The organism is Catenuloplanes japonicus, assembly GCF_000717135.1.
Lineage (GTDB): Bacteria > Actinomycetota > Actinomycetes > Mycobacteriales > Micromonosporaceae > Catenuloplanes > Catenuloplanes japonicus.
This window is the reverse complement of the sequence record NZ_JNXY01000012.1, coordinates 42583-62110: the sequence shown is the minus strand read 5'-3', so window position 1 is coordinate 62110 and position 19528 is coordinate 42583. Positions and strand designations below refer to the sequence as shown.

The following is a 19528-nucleotide window of genomic DNA, read 5'->3' as shown; positions in this document are numbered from 1 at the left end:
GCATATTGGCTGCCCGGGTGTCCCGGGGGTCGAGGGGGCTGCGAGAATCGTCTCCCGTGAAGACCTTCGACGAGCTGTTCGCGGAACTGCAGGCAAAGGTGGCGGCCGGGACTCCCGGTTCGCACACCGTGGCGGCGGTCGAGCGCGGCGTCCATGCCATCGGCAAGAAGGTCGTCGAGGAGGCGGCCGAGTCGTGGATGGCGGCCGAGCACGAGGGCCCGGAGCGGGCCGCCGAGGAGATCTCACAGCTGCTCTACCAGGCACAGGTGCTGATGCTGGCGAGCGGGCTGGAGCTGAAGGACGTCTACCGACATCTCTGATGTCCTCCGTCCTCTCTTCTCTGCGATCTCTGGAGCCTTCCCGCATGCTGCGCATCGCCGTGCCCAACAAGGGCGCCCTCTCCAAACCCGCCATCGAGATGCTGCGCGAGGCGGGCTACCGCCAGCGTGGCGACGACCGTGACCTGATCTGCCAGGACACCGCCAACGACGTGGAGTTCTTCTACCTCCGGCCGCGCGACATCGCGGTCTACGTCGGCTCCGGTGACCTGGACCTCGGCATCACCGGCCGCGACCTGCTGCTCGACTCCGGCGCGCCCGCGCTGGAGATCATGGACCTGGCGTTCGGCGGCGCCGCGTTCCGGTTCGCCGCCCGGCCGGAGACGCTGCAGTCCGTCGCCGAGATCGACGGCCGCCGGATCGCCACCGCGTTCCCCGGCGTGGTCGGCCACTACCTGGCCGAGCAACACCTCAAGGCCACCGTGGTACGCCTCGACGGCGCCGTGGAGAACGCCATCCGCCTCGGCGTCGCCGACGTCATCGCGGACGTCGTCGAGACCGGCGCCACGCTGCGCCAGGCCGGCCTGGTCACGATCGGCGAGCCGCTGCTGCGCTCCTCCGCCATCCTGATCGGCCGCGGTGGCGACGCCGTCGACGAGAAGCCCGGCGCGGCCCAGCTGCTGCGCCGCCTGCACGGCGTGCTGGTCGCCCGCCGCTACGTGATGCTCGCCTACGACGTGCGCGCCGACCTGCTGGACCAGGCGACCGCGCTCACGCCCGGCATAGAGTCGCCGACGGTCTCGCCGCTGCACCGCGAGGGCTGGGTCGCGGTCCAGGCCATGGTGCTGCGCGCGGACATGCACCGCATCATGGACGAGCTGTACGAGCTCGGTGCGCGCGCCATCCTGGTCACGGACATCGCGGCCACCCGCCTCTGACACCCGCCCGGCGGGGCCGGACCCCGCGGTCCGGTCCCGCCGGGACCCGCCGCCCGCCGCCCGCCGCTCACCCGTAGCGTCAGTGCGGACAGGACCGCCCACAGAACCGGAGTGTGTGATGAGTTGGACCGAAGCCGACGGCGAAGCATTGTTCCGGCAGCCCGCGTCCGCGCAGGTGGACGAGGAGAAGCCCAGCACGCGCGACGACGGCCCCGAGGCCATGCGCCGGCTGCGGAACCCGTTCGAGACGGACGCCCCCGCGGCGCCGGCCCGGGACGCGGAGTAGGTCAGCGCTTCGGCGTCGTGTGCCAGTAGGCGGCGTGCGCGCTGCCCTGCCGGACGATCTCGTCCGGCGCCGGATCCGCCGGCCAGAACTGCAGGAGATAACGGTCGACGGCGTCGTCCGTGTCCGGTTCGGCCGCCGCGTCGTCCATCCCGGTCGCGCAGTACCGCACCCGGTAGCTCACGGTCCGCAGCGGCAGCGGCCAGCTCTCCTCCTCGCCCCACAGGGACAGCGTCACGTCCCGGTGCTGTAATCGCGCCCTGGTTTAGGAGCCAATTCGTATACGTGGCGTTTACACTTGCCGCGTGGAGGAGCTTTACGAGTTCAGTGACGACAGCTACACCGCCTTGGGTGCCGCAGGAGTGGCCTGGCAGGACGCGGTGTCGTGCTTCGTCAGAGCCGGCCCGTGGTGCGCAGGCACATCGGGGCGGTGCTCAGCGTCGCGGGCAGAGACCGGCAAGGGCGCTGGCTTGCCGTGGCGTTGATCGAACTCAGCCCGGATCGCGATGATCAGTACCTCGTCGTAGGGGCGCGGTACCTCGATGAGACCGAGGTCGCATCGATCACGCGGATGATGAAGGGACAGTCATGACCAGTAACAGCGAGATCCAGGCCGCGCTCGGAAGCGGCGACTGGAGCGATGCCGAGGTCGTCGCCGAACGGCCCCGGGCGAAGATCGTGCACTCCGTGCGACTGCCCGCCGAGTGGTCGGAAGCGCTCGAAGCAGAGGCCGACCGACGCGGGACGACCCCCTCCCGGCTCATGCAGGACTACATCCTCGCCGGTCTCCAGCGGAACGCGGCTGCCCCCGAGGGCACGGTCACCATCAGTAGAGCGGCACTGCACCAGGCGATCGACGCAGCGTTGGCGAACGCGGCCTGACGTTCATCGATCCGGACCGGTGCCGTGGCACGCGGTGCCGGGACCGATCGGATCCCTGCGTCCGGCATCGATGACGAGGGCCGAGCGGACTTCCTGCACCATCTCGGCGACGCGCACGAGGCGGACGGCGACCGCGACGCCGCCCGCGCCGGCTGGTCCGAGGCCTGGGGCATCCTGCTCCAGCTCGGCCATCCCGACGCGGACGGTGTGCGCGCGAAACTGGATGCGGCTACCAGAACCAGCGCTGGCTGATGTTGCCGTGCACGGGTCCTGGATCACCCAGGTGCCCTTGCCGTTGCCGCTGGTGTCGAGGCACTTCCCGGTCAGCTGGCTGACGATCTCGCCGGTGGACTGGAAGAAGAAGTTCTGCGACTGCGCGGTCTGACAGGTGTACTGCGTGATCTGCGGTGCGGGCCGGACCCGATACGGGAAGTCTCGCCACCGGCGCTGGAACGAAGCTGGAACGCGGCTGGCGCGCGCCCCTCGCGTACCCCCTGAAGGTTGAGGTCAGGAGGGTTTTGGGACACTCCGGGGATGAGTGGGACCGAGGTCGTGCGGCTGCGGCCGCAGCGGGTGCGCGTTGTCTGTTACGTGGCGGCCGTGGCGGTGCTGGCCGTGTTCACCCTGGTCGGGGTGGGGCTGTCGGGGCGGATGAACCAGCAGCAGACGACCGTGTTCCACCTGGGTGATCAGATCGCGATGATCGGGCTCGGGGTGCTGGCGGCGATCGGGGTGCTGTGGTTCACCCGGCCGCGCGTGGAGGCGGACGCGCAGGGGGTGCGGGTGCGGAATCTGGCCGGCGCCTACCAGCTGCCGTGGGAGGTCGTGCGGAGCATCCGGTTCGACCAGCACTCGCCGTGGGCGTTCCTGGAGCTGGCGGACGACGAGTCGGTGGCGATGCTGGCGGTGCAGACGGCGGACAAGGACTACGCGGTGCAGGGCGTGCGTGCGCTGCGTGCCCTGCACCACGAGGCGACGAGCCGGGACGCCACACCCCGGCAGTGAGTCAACGGCAGAAGATCAGCTGCCGAAAGCCCCATCGGGTACGAAGACGCGCTCCGCGAACCGCGCGGCCATCAGCGCATGCGTCGCGTCGTCCGGATGCAGCGCGTCCGGCAGTGGCAGCGCCTCCGCATCGCCCGGCCCGTACAGCTCAAGTCCGTCCAGATAGGACAGCCGGGAGTCCGTCCGCTGCGCCACGATCCGGCTCAGCTCCTCGCGGATGACGCGCAGCGTGAGCCGGCCGGCCGCCACCTCGCCCGGATCGCCGGTGGCCCGGAACGACAGCCGCCCCTCGGCCAGTGCCGCCGGGTCGAACGCGCCCGGCCCCGGCGTCTCCTCGTGGATCGGGCAGTGGATCGCCGAGATCACCAGCAGCGGCACGTCCGGGTGGCCGTCGCGGATCGTGTCCAGGAAGCCGTGCACGGCCGGGCCGAACGCGCGGCGGCGCATCAGGTCCGCGTTGACCACGTTGATGCCGATCTTCACGCTGATCAGGTCGGCTGGCGTGTCCCGCATGACGCGCGCGGTGAACGGGTCCAGCAGCGCGCTCCCGCCCAGCCCCAGGTTGATCAGCTCAACGCCGCCGGCTGCGGCGGCCCGCGCGGGCCAGGTGGCGGACGGCCCGGACGCGTTCGACCCGTGGCTGATCGAGCTGCCGTGGTGCAGCCAGGTGCGGCGGCCGCGGTCCGGGATCGGCGCGATCGGCGCGTCCGCCCGCAGGTCGCGCAGCTCGGTCCGCTCCCGGTAGGGCAGCCAGATCTCCACGTCCTTCTCGCGGGCCGGCAACCCGTCGAAGCGCAGCGTGGCGACCGGGCCGGGGACGAGCGTCTGGGTCCCGGCGGCCATGTCGATCGCCACGGTGTCGCCGCCGTCCGCGATCAGGCGGGTGGTCAGCACGCCGTCGACCAGCAGGTCGTAGACGTCGCCGCCGGCCGGGGACGGCAGGCCGGTGAAGCTGATCCGGGTGGGCAGCGTGTCCAGCTCGAGCCGGGTGGCGGCGGTACGCAGCGCGAGTCGCACCCCCGAGGTCTGGGCTTCGACCGTGGCGAGCTGCGGGTCGCCGGCCTGTGCGCGGGCCCAGGCGGGCAGTCGGTGGGGGAGCAGGCCGTGCGGGGTGCGCTCCAACTCCAGCGCGCCCCGCACCAGCGACGAGACGAGTTCCATGCCTAAAGCATATCGCGGAAAACCTAAAACCTTTAGGCGAGCGGGATGACGCTCCACGAGACCGGCGGCAGCACCACGTCGAGCGCCGAGACGCCCGGGTGCGGGCGCGGCGCCACCCGGTCCGGCGCGTCCGCGGTGTTGACCGCGTAGACGTCGTCGTCCGCCAGCACGGTCGCGTCGCCCACCCGCAGCTCCCGGCCGAACGCGCGGGCGTCGATCGTCAGCCGCACCGGCGCGTCGATCGACCGGTTGACCACGAACAGCGCGACCGCGCCGGTCTCCGGATCGTGCGTGGCGACCGCGTCCACCAGCGGCGCGTCCCCGAACTTCGGCGTCTCGTAGGCGGGCGAGGAGACCGCGGTCCGCAGTACCGTGCCGCGGGCCAGCCGGGACGCCTGCGCGAACGGGTGGAAGATCGTCTGCCGCCACGCGCGCCCGCCCGGCTCCGTGAAGATCGGGCCGATCACGTTGGCCAGCTGTGCCTGGCAGGCGGCCTCGACCCGGTCGCTGTGCCGCAGCAGCGAGATGAGCAGGCTGCCGACCACGACCGCGTCCGCGACCGAGTAGATGTCCTCGAGCTGGCGCGGCGCGGTCTCCCAGGTGGTGATCGGTGGCTGGTTCTGGAAGCGGCTCAGGTACCAGACGTTCCACTCGTCGAACGAGATGTTGATCTGTTTGCGGGACTTCAGCCGCGCCCCGATGTGGTCCGCGGTCGCGGTCACGGAGCGGATCACGTGCTCCATGTCCAGGTTGGACGCGAGGAACGAGCCGAGGTCGCCGTCGACCTCCTCGTAGTAGGCGTGCGCGGAGATCATGTCGACCTCCTCGTACGTGGCGGCCAGCACCTCCGCCTCCCACGTGCCGAACTCCGGCATGGCCGAGCCGGACGAGCCGACGGCCACGAACGACAGGTCCGGGTCCAGCATCCTCATGGCGCGCGCGGTCTGCGCGGCGAGCCGGCCGTACTCGCGCGCGGTCTTGAACCCGACCTGCCACGGCCCGTCCAGCTCGTTGCCGAGACACCACAGCCTCACGTCGTACGGCTTGGCCCGCCCGTTGGCAGCGCGCAGGTCGGAGAAGTGCGTGCCGCCCGGGTGGTTCGTGTATTCGAGCAGGTCGACGGCCTCGGCCACGCCCCGGGTGCCCAGGTTGACCGCCATCATCGGCTCCACTCCGGCCCGGCCGCACCAGCGCAGGAACTCGTCCGTCCCGAATCGGTTCGTCTCAATGGTGTGCCAGGCGAGGTCGGGGCGCTTGATCCGATGCGGCCCCACCCCGTCCTCCCACCGGTAGCCGGACACGAAGTTGCCGCCCGGATAGCGGACCATGGACACGCCCAGCTCCCGGGTCAGCGCCAGCACGTCCTGCCGGAAGCCGTCCGGGTCCGCGGTCGGATGGCCCGGCTCGTAGATGCCGGTGTAGACGCAGCGGCCGAGGTGCTCGACGAACGATCCGAACGTGCGCCGGCGGACCGGCGCGATCGTGAAGGCGGGGTCGAGCGTCACTTTCGCATGCTGCACAGGCACTCCCTATCCCTTGAGTCCCGCATCGCCCACGCCGCGGATGACGTGGCGCTGCAGGAACGCGTACACGACCACCAGGGGGAGACCGCCGATCACGGTGGAGGCCATGATCTCCGCGTAGCGCAGGCCGTACGAGCTCTGCACCGTCCCCAGCCCGACCGGCACCGTCATCAGGTCCGGGTCGCTGACCACGATGAACGGCCAGAGGAAGTTGTTCCACGCGGTGACGAACGTGAACACGCCGACCGCGGCCAGCACCGGCCGGGACATCGGCAGCACCACGCTCCAGAACATCCGCAGCCGGCTCGCGCCGTCCAGCTCCGCGGCCTGCTCGTACTCGCGCGGGATGCCGTCGAAGAACTTCTTCAGGATGAAGACCATCACCGGCGCGGCCAGCTGCGGCAGGATCATGCCCCAGTACGTGTCGACCAGCCCGAGCGTCTGCATCTGGTGGAACAGCGGCACGATCAGCGCCTGCGGCGGCACCATGATCCCGGCCAGCACCAGCGCGAACAGCCAGTTCTTGCCCGGGAAGTCGAGGCGGGAGAACCCGTAGGCGGCCAGGCTCGCCGCGGCCAGCGTCAGCACGGTCACGCCGCCGGCCACGATCGCGCTGTTGAACAGCCACATCGGCAGGTCACCGGCGGCGAACACGCCGCGGTAGGCGTCCAGCGTGAACACGTCCGGGATCCAGGTGACCGGCACGCGCGTGGTCTCGCCCTCCGGCTTGATCGAGGTGTCGATCGCCCAGGCCAGCGGCACCAGCCAGAGCAGGGCCAGGGCGACACCCAGGAGCGAGAGAGGCAATCGGGTACGCATCAGTCGTCCCTTCCGGCCGGGAAGATCTTGAACTGGGCGAAGGCCACCAGGATGATGATCAGGAAGAGCAGGTAGGAGATCGCGCTCGCGTAGCCGATCCGGTAGCTGGTGAAGCCCTGCTCGTAGACGTACTGGATGAGCGGCCGGGTGATCGGCCCGGCGTTGCCCTCGTTCAGCAGGTACACCTGGTCGAAGATCTTCAGCGACGCGATCAGCTGCAGCACCAGGATCAGCCCGGTCGTGCGGCGCAGCAGCGGCAGCGTGATCCGCCACAGCCGCTGCGCCGGCGTGGCCCCGTCCACCGCAGCCGCCTCGTGCAGCTCACGCGGGATGCCCTGCAGCGCGGCCAGGTAGAGCAGGAAGTTGAAGCCGACCGTCCACCACAGCGTGCAGATCACCACCGCCCACATCGCGGTCCGCTCGTCGTTGATCCACGCCACCGGGTCGCCGCCGAACCAGGCGACCGCGGCGTTGAGCAGCCCGAAGTCGGACTGGTAGATCCACAACCAGATCAGCGCCACCACGGTCACCGGCAGCAGGAAGGGCATGAAGAACGAAAATCTCAACAGCCAGCCGGTACGCCGCGCGCGGTGCGCCAGCAACGCCATGCCCAGCCCCACCAGCACCAGCGGCGGCGTGCTCAGGATCGTGAACCAGACCGTGTTCCACAGCGAGTCCCAGACCGCGCCGTCCCGGGCCATTTCCGCGTAGTTGGACAGCCCCAGGAACTCGACGTCGCCGCCGGCCAGGCTGGTGTTGAACAGGCTGCTCCACAGCCCGGCCAGGATCGGCCAGATCATGAAGACCACGTAGATCAGCAGGAACGGCAGCGCGAACCAGAGGCCCGCCCAGGATCGTGTCCTCCGCGCCGGCGCGGTGAGCTCCACCGGCGCGCGTACCGTGTCGACGGCCATGCGGATGCCTCCCTAGACCGGTGCGGGGGTGTCGATGAGCCGCTGAAGATCGGCCTTGAACTGGGCCAGACCCGCCTCCGGGGTGGCCGTCCCGGCCTGCACGGCGCCGAACGCGGCCCCGGCCAGGTTCTCCATGTTGGACGCGGAGCCGCTGAACCACGCCTTCGGATCGAGCTGCGCGACCGCGGCCGCGTCCCGGTAGCGCGACTGCGGATCCAGCGCCAGGTAGTCCGGACTGCGCGTGGCGGGCAGCCAGGCCGGCACGTGCCCGCCGGCCGCCCAGTCCACGCTGTGCTCCAGCATGAACCTGACGTAGTCGATCGCGGGCCGGGTGCCCGCCACGGTCCGGCCGCGCTGGTGCGGCAGCACGAACGTGTGGCAGTCCGCCTGGGTGCGCGCGATCCCGCCGGGCCCGGCCGTGCCCGGGAACACCTCGGGGAACGGCACCATCGAGAACGGCGTCTTCTGCGTCTGGAAGGTGGTGACCTCCCACTCGCCGTTGAACAGGAACGCGGCCTTGCTGCTGCCGAACAGCGCGACCGCGCCGGAGAGCAGCATCTGGCCGGGCGCGACCGCGTCCGTGACGGAGAGCCGTCGCATGAAGTCCAGCGCCTGCAACGCCTTCGCGTCGTCGATGACCAGCGCGGTGGCGTCCGGGTTGAGCAGGTCGCCGTTCAGCTGGCGGTAGAGCGTCCACCACAGGCGCCAGGGGGAGACGCCGAAGTTGTCGAGCACCAGGCCGTACCCACCGGTGAGTTTCTTGGCCTCGGCCCACGCGGCGATCAGCTCGTCCGGGCCGCGCAGCGGGATCAGGTCACCGTTCGCGGTGGCGAGCCCGAGTTTCTCGCACAGCTCCGTGTTGTAGTACATGACGAACGGGTGCGTATCCAGCGGGATCGCGTAGACCTGCCCGTCCACCACGCACCGGTCCCAGATCTCCGGCAGGAACCTGTCGGGCGTTATCCCGGCCTCGGTGAGCAGCTCCGGCGGGAACGGGTCGAGCAGCCGCCCCGGCGCGAAGCTGGGCAGCCGCGCCAGGTGCAGGATCGCCACGTCCGGTGCGCGCCCGCCGGCCGAGGCCATCGAGAGCTTCGTGTAGTACGGCGGGCCCCAGGCCAGCGTGGACGCCTGGAAGTCCAGGTCCGGCCGGCTCGCGGCGAACGCGTCGATCAGCTCGACCATGCGGACGCCGTCGCCGCCGCCGAACAGATTCCAGTATCGAAGCCGGTCGTTGCCGGAGGGCACGCCGCACGCGGCGGCGGACATCGTCGCGGCGGCGCCGAGGAGCAGCTGTCGTCGTCTCACGGACCGCATCCCTTCGTATTTCGGGGGCGTTTCCTGGGAGAGAGTGTTAGCGCTCACATGACTAAAGTCAATGGTGTATGTCGATGCCGGTCAACGATGGCGATTAATGCGACGGGGGCCGCCGCCCGATCGGCGACCCCCGCCTTGGCCCTCGATCCCCGCCCCGCGGTCGAGGGCCCCCGCCCCTGACGGGCGGGTCCTGCCGACCGGTCGGCGGTTGCCTCGCCGGCCGGCCGATCGTCCGCGCGGGCCCGCGCGCGGTACTCGAGAGGAGGCGGGCGCCGAGCGGTTGATACATCGGAACGTCACCGGGAGTGACGCGGCCCCGGATCCGTCATGAACGCGCGGAACCGCGGATTGCGCCGCAGCCGCTCCAGGCACCGGGCCCGGTTCGGCCCGATCCCGCCGCAGGGCATGCCGAGCCGGTCGCTGATCTCCCCGTACGGCGTCGGCGGGTCGCTCAGCAACAGTTCCAGCAGCTCACGGCAGTGCGGCGGTAATTCGTCGAACGCGGCCCGCACCGCCGCCCCGCGCTCCCGCCGCAGCAGCCCGTCGTCGACCGAGGCGGCGGTGGCGTCCGCCTGGCCCTCCAGCCGTGCGGCCGTCGCGCCCGGCAGCTCCCGCTTCGCGGCCCGGTGCAGATGGTGACACTCGCGCCGGGTGGTGGTCAGCAGCCAGGCGGGCAGCGCGCGCGGGTCGCGCAACCGGTCCAGCTGCTCGAACAGCCGCAGCCACACGGTCTGGCTCACGTCCGCCGTGTCCGCGTCGCTCAGCCGCCACTGCCGGCAGACCGCCGACACCATCCGGCCGTACCGTGCGACGATCGTGTCCCACGCCCGCCGATCCCCCCGGGACGCGGCCGTGACGAGCCCTGCCAGGTCGTCGTCTTCCCTCGTCTCCGCCCGCCACGTGGCAGGCGTGTCCATTACGGTCACTACATCTCCATCCCCCTGGGAGACGCCGCGCCCGCTCGTCCTCAGCCGTGCGGGACGCGTGCGGAAATCACGGTGCCGTGCCGCCCCCCGGCGGCTTCCGGCCCTTGTCCGGAAAGCCTCGCACATTCGGCCGGGCCTGCCCTGTCGGTTGTGTGACGCTGCATCGTCCACATAGCCCAAAGACCGAGAAAGACCATAAATGCAAATATTCGAGGGTACGGGTGTGCGCCCGCTCCTGCTCGGCCGCGCCCTGACCGCGCTCGCCGCCGGCCTGACCCCGGCCTACTTCGCCGTCGCGCTCATCGACCGTCCGAGCACCACCGGCGCGGACTGGACCGGCCTGGCCGCCTCCGCCCCGGTCACGGCGCTCGCCCTGATCGCCGGCGGCCTGCTCGCCGACCGCACGTCCCGCGTCCGGACTGCTGTGTCCGCGGCGGACCCGGCTGTGTCCGCCTCGGACCCGGGGGTGCCCGCCGCGGAACTGGCCGCGTCCGCCACGGATGGCGCGGATGGCGCGGAACTGACCGCGCCGGCCGCGGTTCGCGTCCGGCTGACCGTGCTCGCCGCGACGGCGGCCGCGCTCGTGCATGCGGTCGTCGCCGCGCTCATCGTGGCCGGGATCGACACACCCGTGACGCTCTTCCTGCCCGCGCTGGCCGGGACCGTCGCCGGCGTCCTCGCGCTCCCGGCCGCGGCCGCGCTGATGCCCGCGGTGCTCCCCGACCCGGACCGCCGCCAGGCCGCCAACGCGCTGAACAGCCTGTTGCTGGTCGCGGCCGCCGCGAGCGGGGCGCTGCTCGGGCTGGTGCTCATGCTGCGACTCGGCGCGGCCGCCCCGGCCCTGACGGGCGCGCTGCTCAGCGCCGCGGCGGCGCTCGCGTTCGGCCGGGCCCGCCCGGCCTCTCCGGCGCTGCCGGACCGGGCCACGGAACCGGCTTCCGCGCCGGTCTCCGCGTCGGTCTCCGCGCCGGGCGCCGAGGCGATCTCCCGGGCGGCCGGGGAGCCGGCCCTCCGGCCGGCCTCCGAGCCGGCCTCGCCGCCGGTGCTGGAGGCGGCGTCGAATCCGGCCGGCGCGTCCGGCGAGCGAGCCGATCGAGATCGCACCGGCGAGCCTCGGGCGACGTCGCGGCCGGGGCTGGTCGCGGACCTGGTGACGGGCGTGCGGGAGGTGGGCGCGCGGACGTGGCTGTGGACGGTGCTGCTGGCCGGGTTCGTGGCGGAGGCGGCGACGGAGGCGATGCCGAGCGTCGGGGACGCCGAGGAGGTGCTGTTCACCGCGCTTGCGCCGGGCGTCGCCGGGACGATCGCGGGTGCGCTGCTGGCCGCGCGCGTGCGGCCGGTGCGGATGCTCCGCTACGGGCAGGTGTGGCTGGCGGGCGGCGTCGTCTCCGCGGCCGTGCTCGCGCTGGCGCCGTCCTTCCCGGACCCGCTCGCCCGGCCGGTGATCGCGGTCGCGGCGCTGGCCGGGGCGGTCGCGACGATCCAGGTGATGACGGCGCTCGACACCGTGGTCCAGGAGATGATCCACGGCGACCGGCTCGGACGCGTCTACGCGGCCGTGCAGATCGCGGGCGCGCTCGCCGTGCCCGCGGGGGTCGGGGTGGCCGGTGTGTTTCCGCAGGCGGGCCCGGTGCCGTTGCTGCTGGGCGTGACGCTGCCCGCGCTCGCGGCCGTGGCGGTCACCCTGGTGCTGCCCGCGGTGCGCGGGCTGGAGCGCCCGCCGGTCGCGCCGGTCCCGGTCGTGGAGGCCGGGAGGTAGCGAGGGCGGCCGTGCCGGGTGGGATCCGTGCTGCTCCGTGGGGTGATTCGCCGGGACTCGGGGGGCCTGTTAGACTCGGCGAGTCGACCTGACCATCACGCCTGTTCATGATCAATTCAAGTCATGATCAGTGATCCTGAATCTGCGTGGTGGTGATGAAGCGGAGCGCCTGCTCCCACCCGCGTCGCGTTGAGCGTCCGGGTCCGGTCAGACCGCCTCGGGCGTTCGCGTCCTTGGGGCGGTGGCATGCGCGTCACGCCCTGTGCGTGCCGTGTCTGCCGTGACCGGTCGAGCGGGCCCTGGCATGCACTCATGCCGGGGCCTTTCTGCTTGTGGCCGACAGCGCACGCCGTGCGCAGGCTCGACCCGCCGGGGCAGGCGGACGAGCGTCGCCAGACCCGCGCCGGCCGTCCGGCCTTCGCGGGAAGCAGTTATGAGGAGGCCCCATCAGCGCCGAACCACGCGTGAACGATCAGATCCGGGCGAGGGAGGTCCGACTGGTCGGCCCAGAGGGCGAGCAGGTGGGCATCGTCCCGCTTGAGCGCGCTCTTCAGCTGGCCGCGGATGTCGATCTGGACCTGGTCGAGGTGGCGCCAATGGCCCGTCCGCCGGTGTGCAAGCTCATGGACTTCGGCAAGTTCAAGTATGAGTCGGCACTCAAGGCGCGCGAGGCACGGCGCAACCAGCAGCAGACCGTGATCAAGGAAATGAAGCTGCGCCCGAAGATCGACCCGCACGACTACGAGACCAAAAAGGGTCACGTGGTGCGGTTCCTCCGGGCCGGCGACAAGGTCAAGGTCACGATCATGTTCCGTGGACGCGAGCAGAGCCGACCGGAGCTGGGCTACCGCCTGCTGCGCCGGCTCGAGTCGGAGATCCAGGAACTGGGGTACGTGGAGGCCTCGCCGAAGCAGGACGGCCGAAACATGACCATGGTGCTGGCTCCGCATCGCGCCACCAAGGTGGCTGCGGCGGAACGCGTCGCCGCCAGCGCCAAGGCACCTCGCCCGCCCCGGGAAGAGGACCTCGAGGATTCCGCCGACGAGGTGACCACCGACGACGTGGACACCGACGAGGCGACCGCCGACGAGGCAGATCTCGCAGCAGTTCCCGCTGCCGAGACCGTGCCCGCGGGTGGAACGGCCGGAACGCCCGGCCAGTAACGGCCGGCCTCCCGGCCACAACCGGCCGGGAACCCCCGGCCTGTATCAGGAAGAAGAGGCGTTCGATGCCGAAGATGAAGAGCCACACCGGCATGGGCAAGCGGGTGAAGGTCACCGGCAAGGGAAAGCTCGTCACCGAGCAGGCCGGTAAGCGTCACCTGCTGGAGGGCAAGTCCTCCACCCGCACCCGCCGGCTGACCGGCACGGTCGAGGTGGCCAAGTCCGACGTGAAGCGTATTAAGAAGCTGCTGGGCCGCTGACGCGCCCGCCACTGACTTTTTTCAAGGAGTAGTTCAATGGCACGCGTCAAGCGGGCGGTAAACGCCCAGAAGAAGCGTCGTACCCTGCTCGACCAGGCGAGCGGCTACCGGGGCCAGCGGTCCCGGCTGTACCGCAAGGCCAAGGAGCAGGTGCTGCACTCGATGCAGTACTCGTACCGGGACCGCCGTGACCGCAAGGGCGACTTCCGCCAGCTGTGGATCACCCGCATCAACGCCGCGGCCCGGTCCAACGGCATGACCTACAACCGGCTGATCCAGGGCCTGCGCCTGGCCGGTGTCGAGGTCGACCGCAAGATCCTCGCGGACCTCGCGGTCCACGACGCCGCGACCTTCACCGGTCTGGTCGAGATCGCCAAGGCCGCGGTCGCGGCCGAGGGCATCGGCGGCGCGTCCGCCCAGGCCGCCTGAATTCCACCCGCTTCACTTCTGAAGCAGAGGCGTCCCGTCCCGTGCATCGCACGAGGCGGGGCGCCTTCGCATTGCACGCCCGTGATCGGGGCGTCCCTCATGTCGTTCCAGCTACCTGAGGGACGCCCCGATCACGGAGACGAGACGAAGGACGACGACCCTGTTCACGCCGCGTACTCCCCGGATCGCCGCCGCCCGGAAGCTGCACCGCCGCCGCGACCGGGACGACTCCCGCCGCTTCCTCGCCGAAGGGCCGCAGGCGGTGGCGGAGGCGCTGGGCGCGCCCGGCACCGTGATCGAGCTGTTCGGCACACCCGAAGCGCTGCACCGGTACGCCACGCTGGGCCGGGCCGCGTCGGACGCCGGGATCACGGTCTCCGAGGCCGACGACGAGGCGCTGGCGGCGCTGTGCGAGACCGTGCAGCCGCAGGGGATCGTGGCGCTCTGTCACCACACCGACGTGACGCTTGCGAAGGCGTTCGCGTCCGGCCCGAAGCTGGTCGCGGCGCTGGCCGAGATCCGGGACCCGGGCAACGCGGGCACGGTGCTGCGCACCGCGGACGCGGCCGGTGCCGGCGCGGTGGTCTTCGCCGGGGACGCGGTCGACCCCTACAACGGCAAGTGCGTGCGCGCGACCGCCGGCAGCCTGTTCCACGTGGACGTGGTGCGCGGGCCGGACCCGGTCGAGGTGGTGCGGGCGGCGCAGGCGGCCGGGCTCACCGTGTTCGCGGCAACGGGGTACGGCGACTCCGATCTCGACGGATTGGCCGACAGCGGCGCGCTGACCCTCCGTACCATGTGGATGTTCGGATCTGAGGCCCATGGCCTTTCCGACGCGGTGCTGGAGGCGGCGGACCGGAGGGTCAAGGTCCCGATGCACGGGCGGGCGGAGAGCCTTAATCTCGCGGCGGCCGCGGCCGTGTGTCTGTATGCTTCGGCGAGAGCATTGAGAAACCTGTAGGGAGTGACCCACCGTGATCCGCTCGTTTATGCAGCCCGCCGGTGCGCGCGGGCAGCGAGCCTGATCACGTCACGCTCTGAGCCTTCGGTACCGGTGGGCGGCGGCGTCGCCGCGCGTCACTAGACTGTCCCGGTTCCCGCAGGTGTTGGAGACGCAGAGTCATGACCTATCGCAATGACCCGTATGACCCCAAGCAGGTTGCCCTGCTGGATCAGTCCGCCCTCGACGGCGCGATCGCGGAGGCCGGCACGGCCTTCGACGGCGCGGCCGACCTGGACGCGCTCGTCGCGCTGAAGCCGGCGCACCTCGGCGACAAGTCGCCGATCTCGCTGGCCCGCCGGGAGATCGGCGCGCTGCCCCCGGCCGCGAAGTCCGACGCCGGCAAGCGGGTCAACATCGCCCGCCAGGCCGTGCAGGCGGCCTACGACGCCCGGCAGGCCGTGCTCGAGGTCGAGCGCGCCGCCCGCGTGCTGGCCGAGGAGCGCGTCGACGTCACGCTCCCGTGGGACCGCCGCCCGCGTGGCGCCCGGCACCCGCTGACCACGCTGATGGAGCGCATCGGCGACCTGTTCGTCGGCATGGGCTACGAGATCGCCGAGGGCCCCGAGGTCGAGCTGGAGTGGGCGAACTTCGACGCGCTCAACATCCGGGCCGACCACCCGTCGCGCGGGCTGATGGACACGTTCTACGTGGACACGCCGGGTCAGGTGCTGCGCACGCACACCTCGCCGGTCCAGGCGCGGACCATGCTGCACCGCAAGCCGCCGATCTACGTGGTCTGCCCGGGGCGGACGTACCGCACCGACGAGCTGGACGCCACGCACACGCCGGTCTTCCACCAGGTCGAGGGCCTGGTCGTGGACGAGGGCATCACGATGGCACACCTCAAGGGCACGCTCGACCACTTCGCGAAGGCGATGTTCGGCGAGGGCGCGAAGACGCGCTGGCGGCCGCACTACTTCCCGTTCACCGAGCCGTCCGCCGAGTTCGACGTGTGGTTCCCGGAGCACCGGGACGGGCCGCGCTGGGTCGAGTGGGGCGGCTGCGGCATGGTCAACCCGCGCGTGCTGACCGCCTGCGGCATCGACCCGGAGCGGTACTCCGGGTTCGCGTTCGGCATGGGCATCGAGCGGACGCTGATGTTCCGCCACGGCATTTCCGACATGCGCGAGATGGTCGAGGGCGATGTGCGCTTCACGACCGCGTACGGCATGGCCGTCTGAGACTGTCTTTTCTAAAGCGGAGGAATTGTGCGCATCGGAGTTTCCTGGCTGCGCGAACACGTCGACCTGCCTGACGGGATCACCGGCGTCGACGTCGAGCAGGCCCTGGTTTCATTGGGTATCGAGGTGGACTCGGTCGTCGACCAGGCGGCCACCGTCACCGGCTCGCTCGTGGTCGGCCGGGTGCTGACCATCGAGGAGCTGACCGGCTTCAAGAAGCCGATCCGGCACTGCACGGTGGATGTCGGGGGTGCCGCGCCACAGGAGATCGTCTGCGGGGCGCGGAATTTCGTGGTCGGCGACGACGTCGTCGTCATCCTGCCCGGCGGCGAGCTGCCCGGCGGTTTCACCATCGGCGCCCGGAAGACCTACGGGCGGATGTCCGCGGGCATGATCTGCTCGGCGGAGGAGCTGGGCCTTCCCGGTGGTCACGACGGGATCATCGTGCTGGCCGACGCCCCCGCTCCCGGCACGGACGCGCGTCCGCTGGTCGGGCTGGACGACATCATTCTCGAGCTGGAGATCACCCCCGATCGGGGGTACGCGATGAGCGTGCGCGGTCTCGCCCGGGACCTGTCGCTGGCGCTCAAGGTGCCGTTCCGGGACGCGGGGCTGGTTTCCGCGCCGTCGGGGACCGTCGATGTCCCCTGGTCCGTGACCGTCGACGACCAGAAGGGTTGCGACCGGTTCGCGGCGCGGCTGGTGCGCGGCATCGACCCGTCGGCGCCGTCGCCGGACTTCATCCAGCGCCGTCTCGCGGTCGCCGGCGTGCGGTCGATCGGCCTGGCCGTGGACATCACCAACTACGTGATGCTCGAGCTGGGCCAGCCGATGCACGCGTTCGACGCGGACCGGCTCGACGGACCGCTGCTGGTCCGCCGTGCGCTGCCGGGCGAGAAGATCACCACGCTGGACGGCGTGGTTCGCTCGCTGGACGCGGAGGACATGGTCATCTGCTCCGGCGAGGCCCCCGGCACACCGATCTCGCTGGCCGCGGTCATGGGCGGCGAGACGTCCGAGGTGCAGCCCGGCACGACGAACGTGCTGTTCGAGGCCGCGCACTGGGACGCGGTCATGGTCGGGCGCACCGCGCGGCGGCACAAGCTGTTCAGCGAGGCCGCGAAGCGCTGGGAGCGCGGCGTCGACCCCGCGCTGCCGCTGGTGGCCATCGACCGTGCGGTCGGTCTTCTGCTGACCCATGGCGGCGGCACGGCCTCGGAGGAGATCCTCGATCTCGACTACCGGGCCGCCGCGCCGCTGATCGAGCTGGACGCGACGCTGCCGGCCCGCCGGATCGGCGTGGACTACTCGCGCGAGCAGGTCATCTCGCTGCTCCAGCAGGTCGGGTGCGGCGTGGTCGCGTCCACGTCCAGCGACGTGCTGACCGTGACGCCGCCGTCCTGGCGGTCCGACCTCATCGACCCGGCCGACCTGGTCGAGGAGGTCGTCCGGCTGGACGGCTACGACGTGGTCCCCAGCCTGCTGCCGGTCGCGCCGGCCGGCAACGGACTGACCGCGTCGCAGAGCCGCCGCCGGTCGGTGGCGCGCGCGCTGGCCGAGGCCGGGTACGTCGAGGTGCTCGACTACCCGTTCATGTCGCCGTCCGTGTTCGACGCGTTCGGCATGCCGTCGTCGGACAACCGGCGGTCCGCCGTGCGCCTGGCCAACCCGCTCTCCGAGGAGGAGCCGCTGCTGCGCAGCACGCTGCTGCCGCCGCTGTTCACCACGCTGCGCCGCAACATCGGCCGTGGCACGCGGGACCTCGCGCTCTACGAGATCGGCGCGGTCTTCCACCCGCGTCCCGGCACCGGCCGCCCGCCGGTGATGGGCGTCGACGAGCGGCCCAGCGACGACGACCTGTTCGCCGCCGACGCCACGCTGCCCAAGCAGCCGTGGCACGTCGCGGTGGTGCTGGCCGGCGAGATCTCCCCGGCCGGCTGGTGGGGCGAGGGACGCCAGGCGACCTGGGCGGACGCGATCGAGGCCGCCCGTACCGTGCTCTCCGCCGCGGGCGTCCCGTCCTCGTCGGTCGCGGTCGGGGCCGGCGACGAGGCACCCTGGCACCCGGGCCGCTGCGCCGCGATCGAGGTCGACGGCACCATCGTGGGCTTCGCCGGCGAGCTGCACCCGGCCGCGATCTCCGCGCTGGACCTGCCGCGCCGCACCTGCGCCATGGAGCTCAACCTGACCGCGCTCCCGCCGGCCCCGGTCGTGCAGGCGCGGTCGATCTCCACGTATCCGGCCGCGCTCATCGACGTGGCACTGGTCGTCCCGGCGGAGGTGCCCGCGGCCTCGGTCGAGTCGGCGCTGGCCGGCGCCGCCGGCCCGCTCCTGGAGGCGGTCAGGCTCTTCGACGTGTACGAGTCGGAGGCGCTCGGCGCCGACAAGAAGTCGCTGGCCTTCAAGCTGACCTTCCGCGCCCCGGACCGGACGCTGACGGTCGAGGAGGCGGTCGCGGCCCGCGACGCGGCGGTCGCGGCGGCGGCGTCGGAGTTCGGCGCCACGCTGCGCGGCGCGTAGCACGCTGTCGGTGAGGAACCCCGCCGGTCATGATGACGGCGGGGTTCGCCGTTGGTGCGGCACGATATCGGGCCAGCCTCCTAGGACGTCGCGGTCGGTGCGCGGGAGGGGGCGGTGCGGCGGCCGGGTCCGTTCCGGAGAGCGCGACAGTTACTGCCGGTGACCGGCGGTTGGCGATCGAGGCCCGGAACGGTACCGGGGAGGCGGGCCGGCTGCCGCGCAGTTACGCGGCGTGCGGGATATCTAGACTGTGGCGCATGAGTGATGCGGCGATCCGGCGGTGTGCCGAGCCGGATGTGGAGGCGGCGGCCGCGCTGCTGAACCTGACCAGCGCGGTCGAGAGCCGCACCTGGTGGGCGGACAGGCTGCGGCAGCCCGGCGTGCACGCGATCGTCGCGGACGAGGGCGGGCGCGTGGCCGGTGCCGCGCTGCTCGGCATCGTGCCGAACTTCCGGGGGCAGTTGCCGATCGGGCTCGCGGTCGCGGAGGCCGCGCGCGGGCGGGGGATCGGCACGGCGCTGGCGCGGAACCTGGCCGGCCACGCGGCCACGCTGCCCGCGCCGGACGGTGGGATCGGCATGGTGCTGCGGGACGACCAGGCGGGCGGGCTGCGGTTCGCGGAGCGGCTGGGGCTGGCGCCGACGAACCACTGCATCGGCTGGATCATCGCGCTGGCGGACGCGGCGGCGCTGCGGGAGTCCGCCGCGGTCGCCGCGGCGAGGGCCGGCGTGCGGCTGGCGGAGAGCACGGTGGCGCGGGACCGGGAGCGGCTGGTCGAGGCGACGGCCGCCTCCGTGGCCGGGATGCCCAGCGACACCCCGATGGACCTGGCGGCGTTCGCGGCCGCGATGCCGGACGACGGTGTGCTGGTCTTCGCGGACGACGACGAGGGTACGGCCGGCGTGGCGCTGATCAGGCCGGACGGGGCCGAGGGCGGCTGGCACACCAGCTACACCGGGGTGGCGGTGCGGGCGCGGCGGCGGGGTGTGGCGCGGGCGCTGAAGCTCGGCGCGTTCGCGGCCGCGGCCGGCCACGGCGGCACCACCATGCACTCCGAGAACGACGAGCGGAACGCGCCGATGCTGGCGCTGAGCGAGGCGATGGGAATGCGGCGCGGCCGGGGCTACTGGTCACTGGCGGCGAAGCGGCTCACCCGCCCCTGAGCAGAGC

At 71.9% G+C, this 19528-nt stretch carries 23 protein-coding genes; 16 read left to right on the top strand and 7 right to left on the bottom strand.

The genetic code is table 11. The features are described from left to right. Positions 1–56: 56 nt before the first annotated feature. From OP04_RS18920 to OP04_RS53450, 3 genes are all read left to right on the top strand, one after another. Positions 57–320: a phosphoribosyl-ATP diphosphatase gene (locus OP04_RS18920; protein WP_033341073.1), complete on the top strand. Its 264-nt coding sequence runs from the start codon at positions 57–59 to the stop codon at positions 318–320. A gap of 44 nt (positions 321–364) precedes the next feature. Further along, positions 365–1216, top strand: a complete 852-nt coding sequence (gene hisG, locus OP04_RS18915; RefSeq protein ID WP_033341072.1) for an ATP phosphoribosyltransferase — start codon at positions 365–367, stop codon at positions 1214–1216. Between the two features lie 118 nt (positions 1217–1334). Then, on the top strand, positions 1335–1502 hold the full coding sequence (locus OP04_RS53450; RefSeq protein WP_157240026.1) for a hypothetical protein: 168 nt from the start codon (positions 1335–1337) through the stop codon (positions 1500–1502). Between the two features lies 1 nt (position 1503). Here the strand turns inward: OP04_RS53450 and OP04_RS18910 are convergent, their stop codons facing one another. Beyond that, positions 1504–1737 (bottom strand): hypothetical protein, encoded by a 234-nt coding sequence (locus OP04_RS18910; protein WP_051798293.1) that lies wholly within the window; start codon positions 1735–1737, stop codon positions 1504–1506. A gap of 147 nt (positions 1738–1884) precedes the next feature. Between OP04_RS18910 and OP04_RS48525 the strand changes: the two genes are divergently transcribed. The 5 genes from OP04_RS48525 to OP04_RS18890 all read left to right on the top strand — a co-directional run bounded on the left by OP04_RS48525 (position 1885) and on the right by OP04_RS18890 (position 3386). Then, entirely contained in the window at positions 1885–2091 is a 207-nt protein-coding gene (locus tag OP04_RS48525; protein WP_232323638.1) for a hypothetical protein, read from the top strand. Continuing rightward, the gene (locus OP04_RS18900; protein WP_033341071.1) at positions 2088–2381 is read left to right on the top strand and encodes a hypothetical protein; all 294 of its coding nucleotides are present in this window, start codon (positions 2088–2090) and stop codon (positions 2379–2381) included. The genes OP04_RS48525 and OP04_RS18900 overlap by 4 nt, the downstream gene beginning before the upstream one ends. Before the next feature lie 24 nt (positions 2382–2405). After that, on the top strand, positions 2406–2633 hold the full coding sequence (locus OP04_RS55685; protein WP_033341070.1) for a hypothetical protein: 228 nt from the start codon (positions 2406–2408) through the stop codon (positions 2631–2633). Between the two features lie 7 nt (positions 2634–2640). Further along, complete coding sequence (locus OP04_RS56460; protein WP_269746685.1) at positions 2641–2766, top strand: hypothetical protein; 126 nt, start codon at positions 2641–2643, stop codon at positions 2764–2766. A 149-nt stretch (positions 2767–2915) separates the two neighbouring features. Next, positions 2916–3386: a PH domain-containing protein gene (locus OP04_RS18890; protein WP_033341069.1), complete on the top strand. Its 471-nt coding sequence runs from the start codon at positions 2916–2918 to the stop codon at positions 3384–3386. A 15-nt stretch (positions 3387–3401) separates the two neighbouring features. Here OP04_RS18890 and OP04_RS18885 read toward each other — a convergent pair whose 3' ends face one another. The 6 genes from OP04_RS18885 to OP04_RS18860 all read right to left on the bottom strand — a co-directional run bounded on the left by OP04_RS18885 (position 3402) and on the right by OP04_RS18860 (position 10034). Next, a complete protein-coding gene (locus tag OP04_RS18885; RefSeq protein WP_033341068.1) occupies positions 3402–4547 on the bottom strand; it encodes a GDSL-type esterase/lipase family protein in 1146 nt (381 codons plus the stop codon). Between the two features lie 32 nt (positions 4548–4579). After that, positions 4580–6067, bottom strand: a complete 1488-nt coding sequence (gene arfA / locus OP04_RS18880) for an arabinosylfuranosidase ArfA (RefSeq protein WP_033341067.1) — start codon at positions 6065–6067, stop codon at positions 4580–4582. 9 nt (positions 6068–6076) lie between these two features. Further along, positions 6077–6889, bottom strand: coding sequence for a carbohydrate ABC transporter permease (locus tag OP04_RS18875; RefSeq protein WP_033341066.1), 813 nt, complete (start codon positions 6887–6889; stop codon positions 6077–6079). Continuing rightward, on the bottom strand, positions 6889–7803 hold the full coding sequence (locus OP04_RS18870) for a carbohydrate ABC transporter permease (protein WP_033341065.1): 915 nt from the start codon (positions 7801–7803) through the stop codon (positions 6889–6891). The genes OP04_RS18875 and OP04_RS18870 overlap by 1 nt, the downstream gene beginning before the upstream one ends. Positions 7804–7815: 12 nt before the next feature. After that, positions 7816–9108, bottom strand: a complete 1293-nt coding sequence (locus OP04_RS18865) for an extracellular solute-binding protein (protein ID WP_232323637.1) — start codon at positions 9106–9108, stop codon at positions 7816–7818. 305 nt (positions 9109–9413) lie between these two features. Next, a complete protein-coding gene (locus OP04_RS18860) occupies positions 9414–10034 on the bottom strand; it encodes an RNA polymerase sigma factor (protein ID WP_051798292.1) in 621 nt (206 codons plus the stop codon). Positions 10035–10242: 208 nt separating this feature from the next. Between OP04_RS18860 and OP04_RS18855 the strand changes: the two genes are divergently transcribed. From OP04_RS18855 to OP04_RS18820, 8 genes are all read left to right on the top strand, one after another. Then, positions 10243–11802: an MFS transporter gene (locus OP04_RS18855; protein ID WP_157240024.1), complete on the top strand. Its 1560-nt coding sequence runs from the start codon at positions 10243–10245 to the stop codon at positions 11800–11802. 464 nt (positions 11803–12266) lie between these two features. After that, entirely contained in the window at positions 12267–12965 is a 699-nt protein-coding gene (gene infC / locus OP04_RS18850) for a translation initiation factor IF-3 (protein ID WP_033341062.1), read from the top strand. A gap of 65 nt (positions 12966–13030) precedes the next feature. Further along, positions 13031–13225 carry a 50S ribosomal protein L35 gene (rpmI, locus tag OP04_RS18845; protein WP_033341061.1) on the top strand — a complete coding sequence of 65 codons (195 nt, stop codon included), beginning with the start codon at positions 13031–13033 and terminating at the stop codon, positions 13223–13225. A gap of 36 nt (positions 13226–13261) precedes the next feature. Next, a complete protein-coding gene (gene rplT / locus OP04_RS18840) occupies positions 13262–13654 on the top strand; it encodes a 50S ribosomal protein L20 (protein WP_033341060.1) in 393 nt (130 codons plus the stop codon). 130 nt (positions 13655–13784) lie between these two features. Then, the gene (locus tag OP04_RS18835; protein ID WP_033341059.1) at positions 13785–14615 is read left to right on the top strand and encodes a TrmH family RNA methyltransferase; all 831 of its coding nucleotides are present in this window, start codon (positions 13785–13787) and stop codon (positions 14613–14615) included. A gap of 161 nt (positions 14616–14776) precedes the next feature. Next, the gene (locus OP04_RS18830) at positions 14777–15838 is read left to right on the top strand and encodes a phenylalanine--tRNA ligase subunit alpha (RefSeq protein ID WP_033341058.1); all 1062 of its coding nucleotides are present in this window, start codon (positions 14777–14779) and stop codon (positions 15836–15838) included. 27 nt (positions 15839–15865) lie between these two features. Beyond that, complete coding sequence (gene pheT / locus OP04_RS18825; protein WP_033341057.1) at positions 15866–18358, top strand: phenylalanine--tRNA ligase subunit beta; 2493 nt, start codon at positions 15866–15868, stop codon at positions 18356–18358. A 257-nt stretch (positions 18359–18615) separates the two neighbouring features. After that, on the top strand, positions 18616–19521 hold the full coding sequence (locus OP04_RS18820; protein ID WP_198153885.1) for a GNAT family N-acetyltransferase: 906 nt from the start codon (positions 18616–18618) through the stop codon (positions 19519–19521). Positions 19522–19528: the final 7 nt, after the last annotated feature.

What these genes read in the sequence shown, in the direction of transcription:
- hisG (WP_033341072.1), top strand. Translation starts at nt 365, where the DNA reads ATGCTGCGCATCGCCGTGCCCAACAAGGGCGCCCTCTCCAAACCCGCC.
- OP04_RS53450 (WP_157240026.1), top strand. Translation starts at nt 1,335, where the DNA reads ATGAGTTGGACCGAAGCCGACGGCGAAGCATTGTTCCGGCAGCCCGCG.
- OP04_RS18900 (WP_033341071.1), top strand. Translation starts at nt 2,088, where the DNA reads ATGACCAGTAACAGCGAGATCCAGGCCGCGCTCGGAAGCGGCGACTGG.
- OP04_RS18890 (WP_033341069.1), top strand. Translation starts at nt 2,916, where the DNA reads ATGAGTGGGACCGAGGTCGTGCGGCTGCGGCCGCAGCGGGTGCGCGTT.
- OP04_RS18885 (WP_033341068.1), bottom strand. Translation starts at nt 4,547, where the DNA reads ATGGAACTCGTCTCGTCGCTGGTGCGGGGCGCGCTGGAGTTGGAGCGC.
- OP04_RS18875 (WP_033341066.1), bottom strand. Translation starts at nt 6,889, where the DNA reads ATGCGTACCCGATTGCCTCTCTCGCTCCTGGGTGTCGCCCTGGCCCTG.
- OP04_RS18870 (WP_033341065.1), bottom strand. Translation starts at nt 7,803, where the DNA reads ATGGCCGTCGACACGGTACGCGCGCCGGTGGAGCTCACCGCGCCGGCG.
- OP04_RS18860 (WP_051798292.1), bottom strand. Translation starts at nt 10,034, where the DNA reads ATGGACACGCCTGCCACGTGGCGGGCGGAGACGAGGGAAGACGACGAC.
- OP04_RS18855 (WP_157240024.1), top strand. Translation starts at nt 10,243, where the DNA reads ATGCAAATATTCGAGGGTACGGGTGTGCGCCCGCTCCTGCTCGGCCGC.
- rpmI (WP_033341061.1), top strand. Translation starts at nt 13,031, where the DNA reads ATGCCGAAGATGAAGAGCCACACCGGCATGGGCAAGCGGGTGAAGGTC.
- rplT (WP_033341060.1), top strand. Translation starts at nt 13,262, where the DNA reads ATGGCACGCGTCAAGCGGGCGGTAAACGCCCAGAAGAAGCGTCGTACC.
- OP04_RS18830 (WP_033341058.1), top strand. Translation starts at nt 14,777, where the DNA reads ATGACCTATCGCAATGACCCGTATGACCCCAAGCAGGTTGCCCTGCTG.
- OP04_RS18820 (WP_198153885.1), top strand. Translation starts at nt 18,616, where the DNA reads ATGAGTGATGCGGCGATCCGGCGGTGTGCCGAGCCGGATGTGGAGGCG.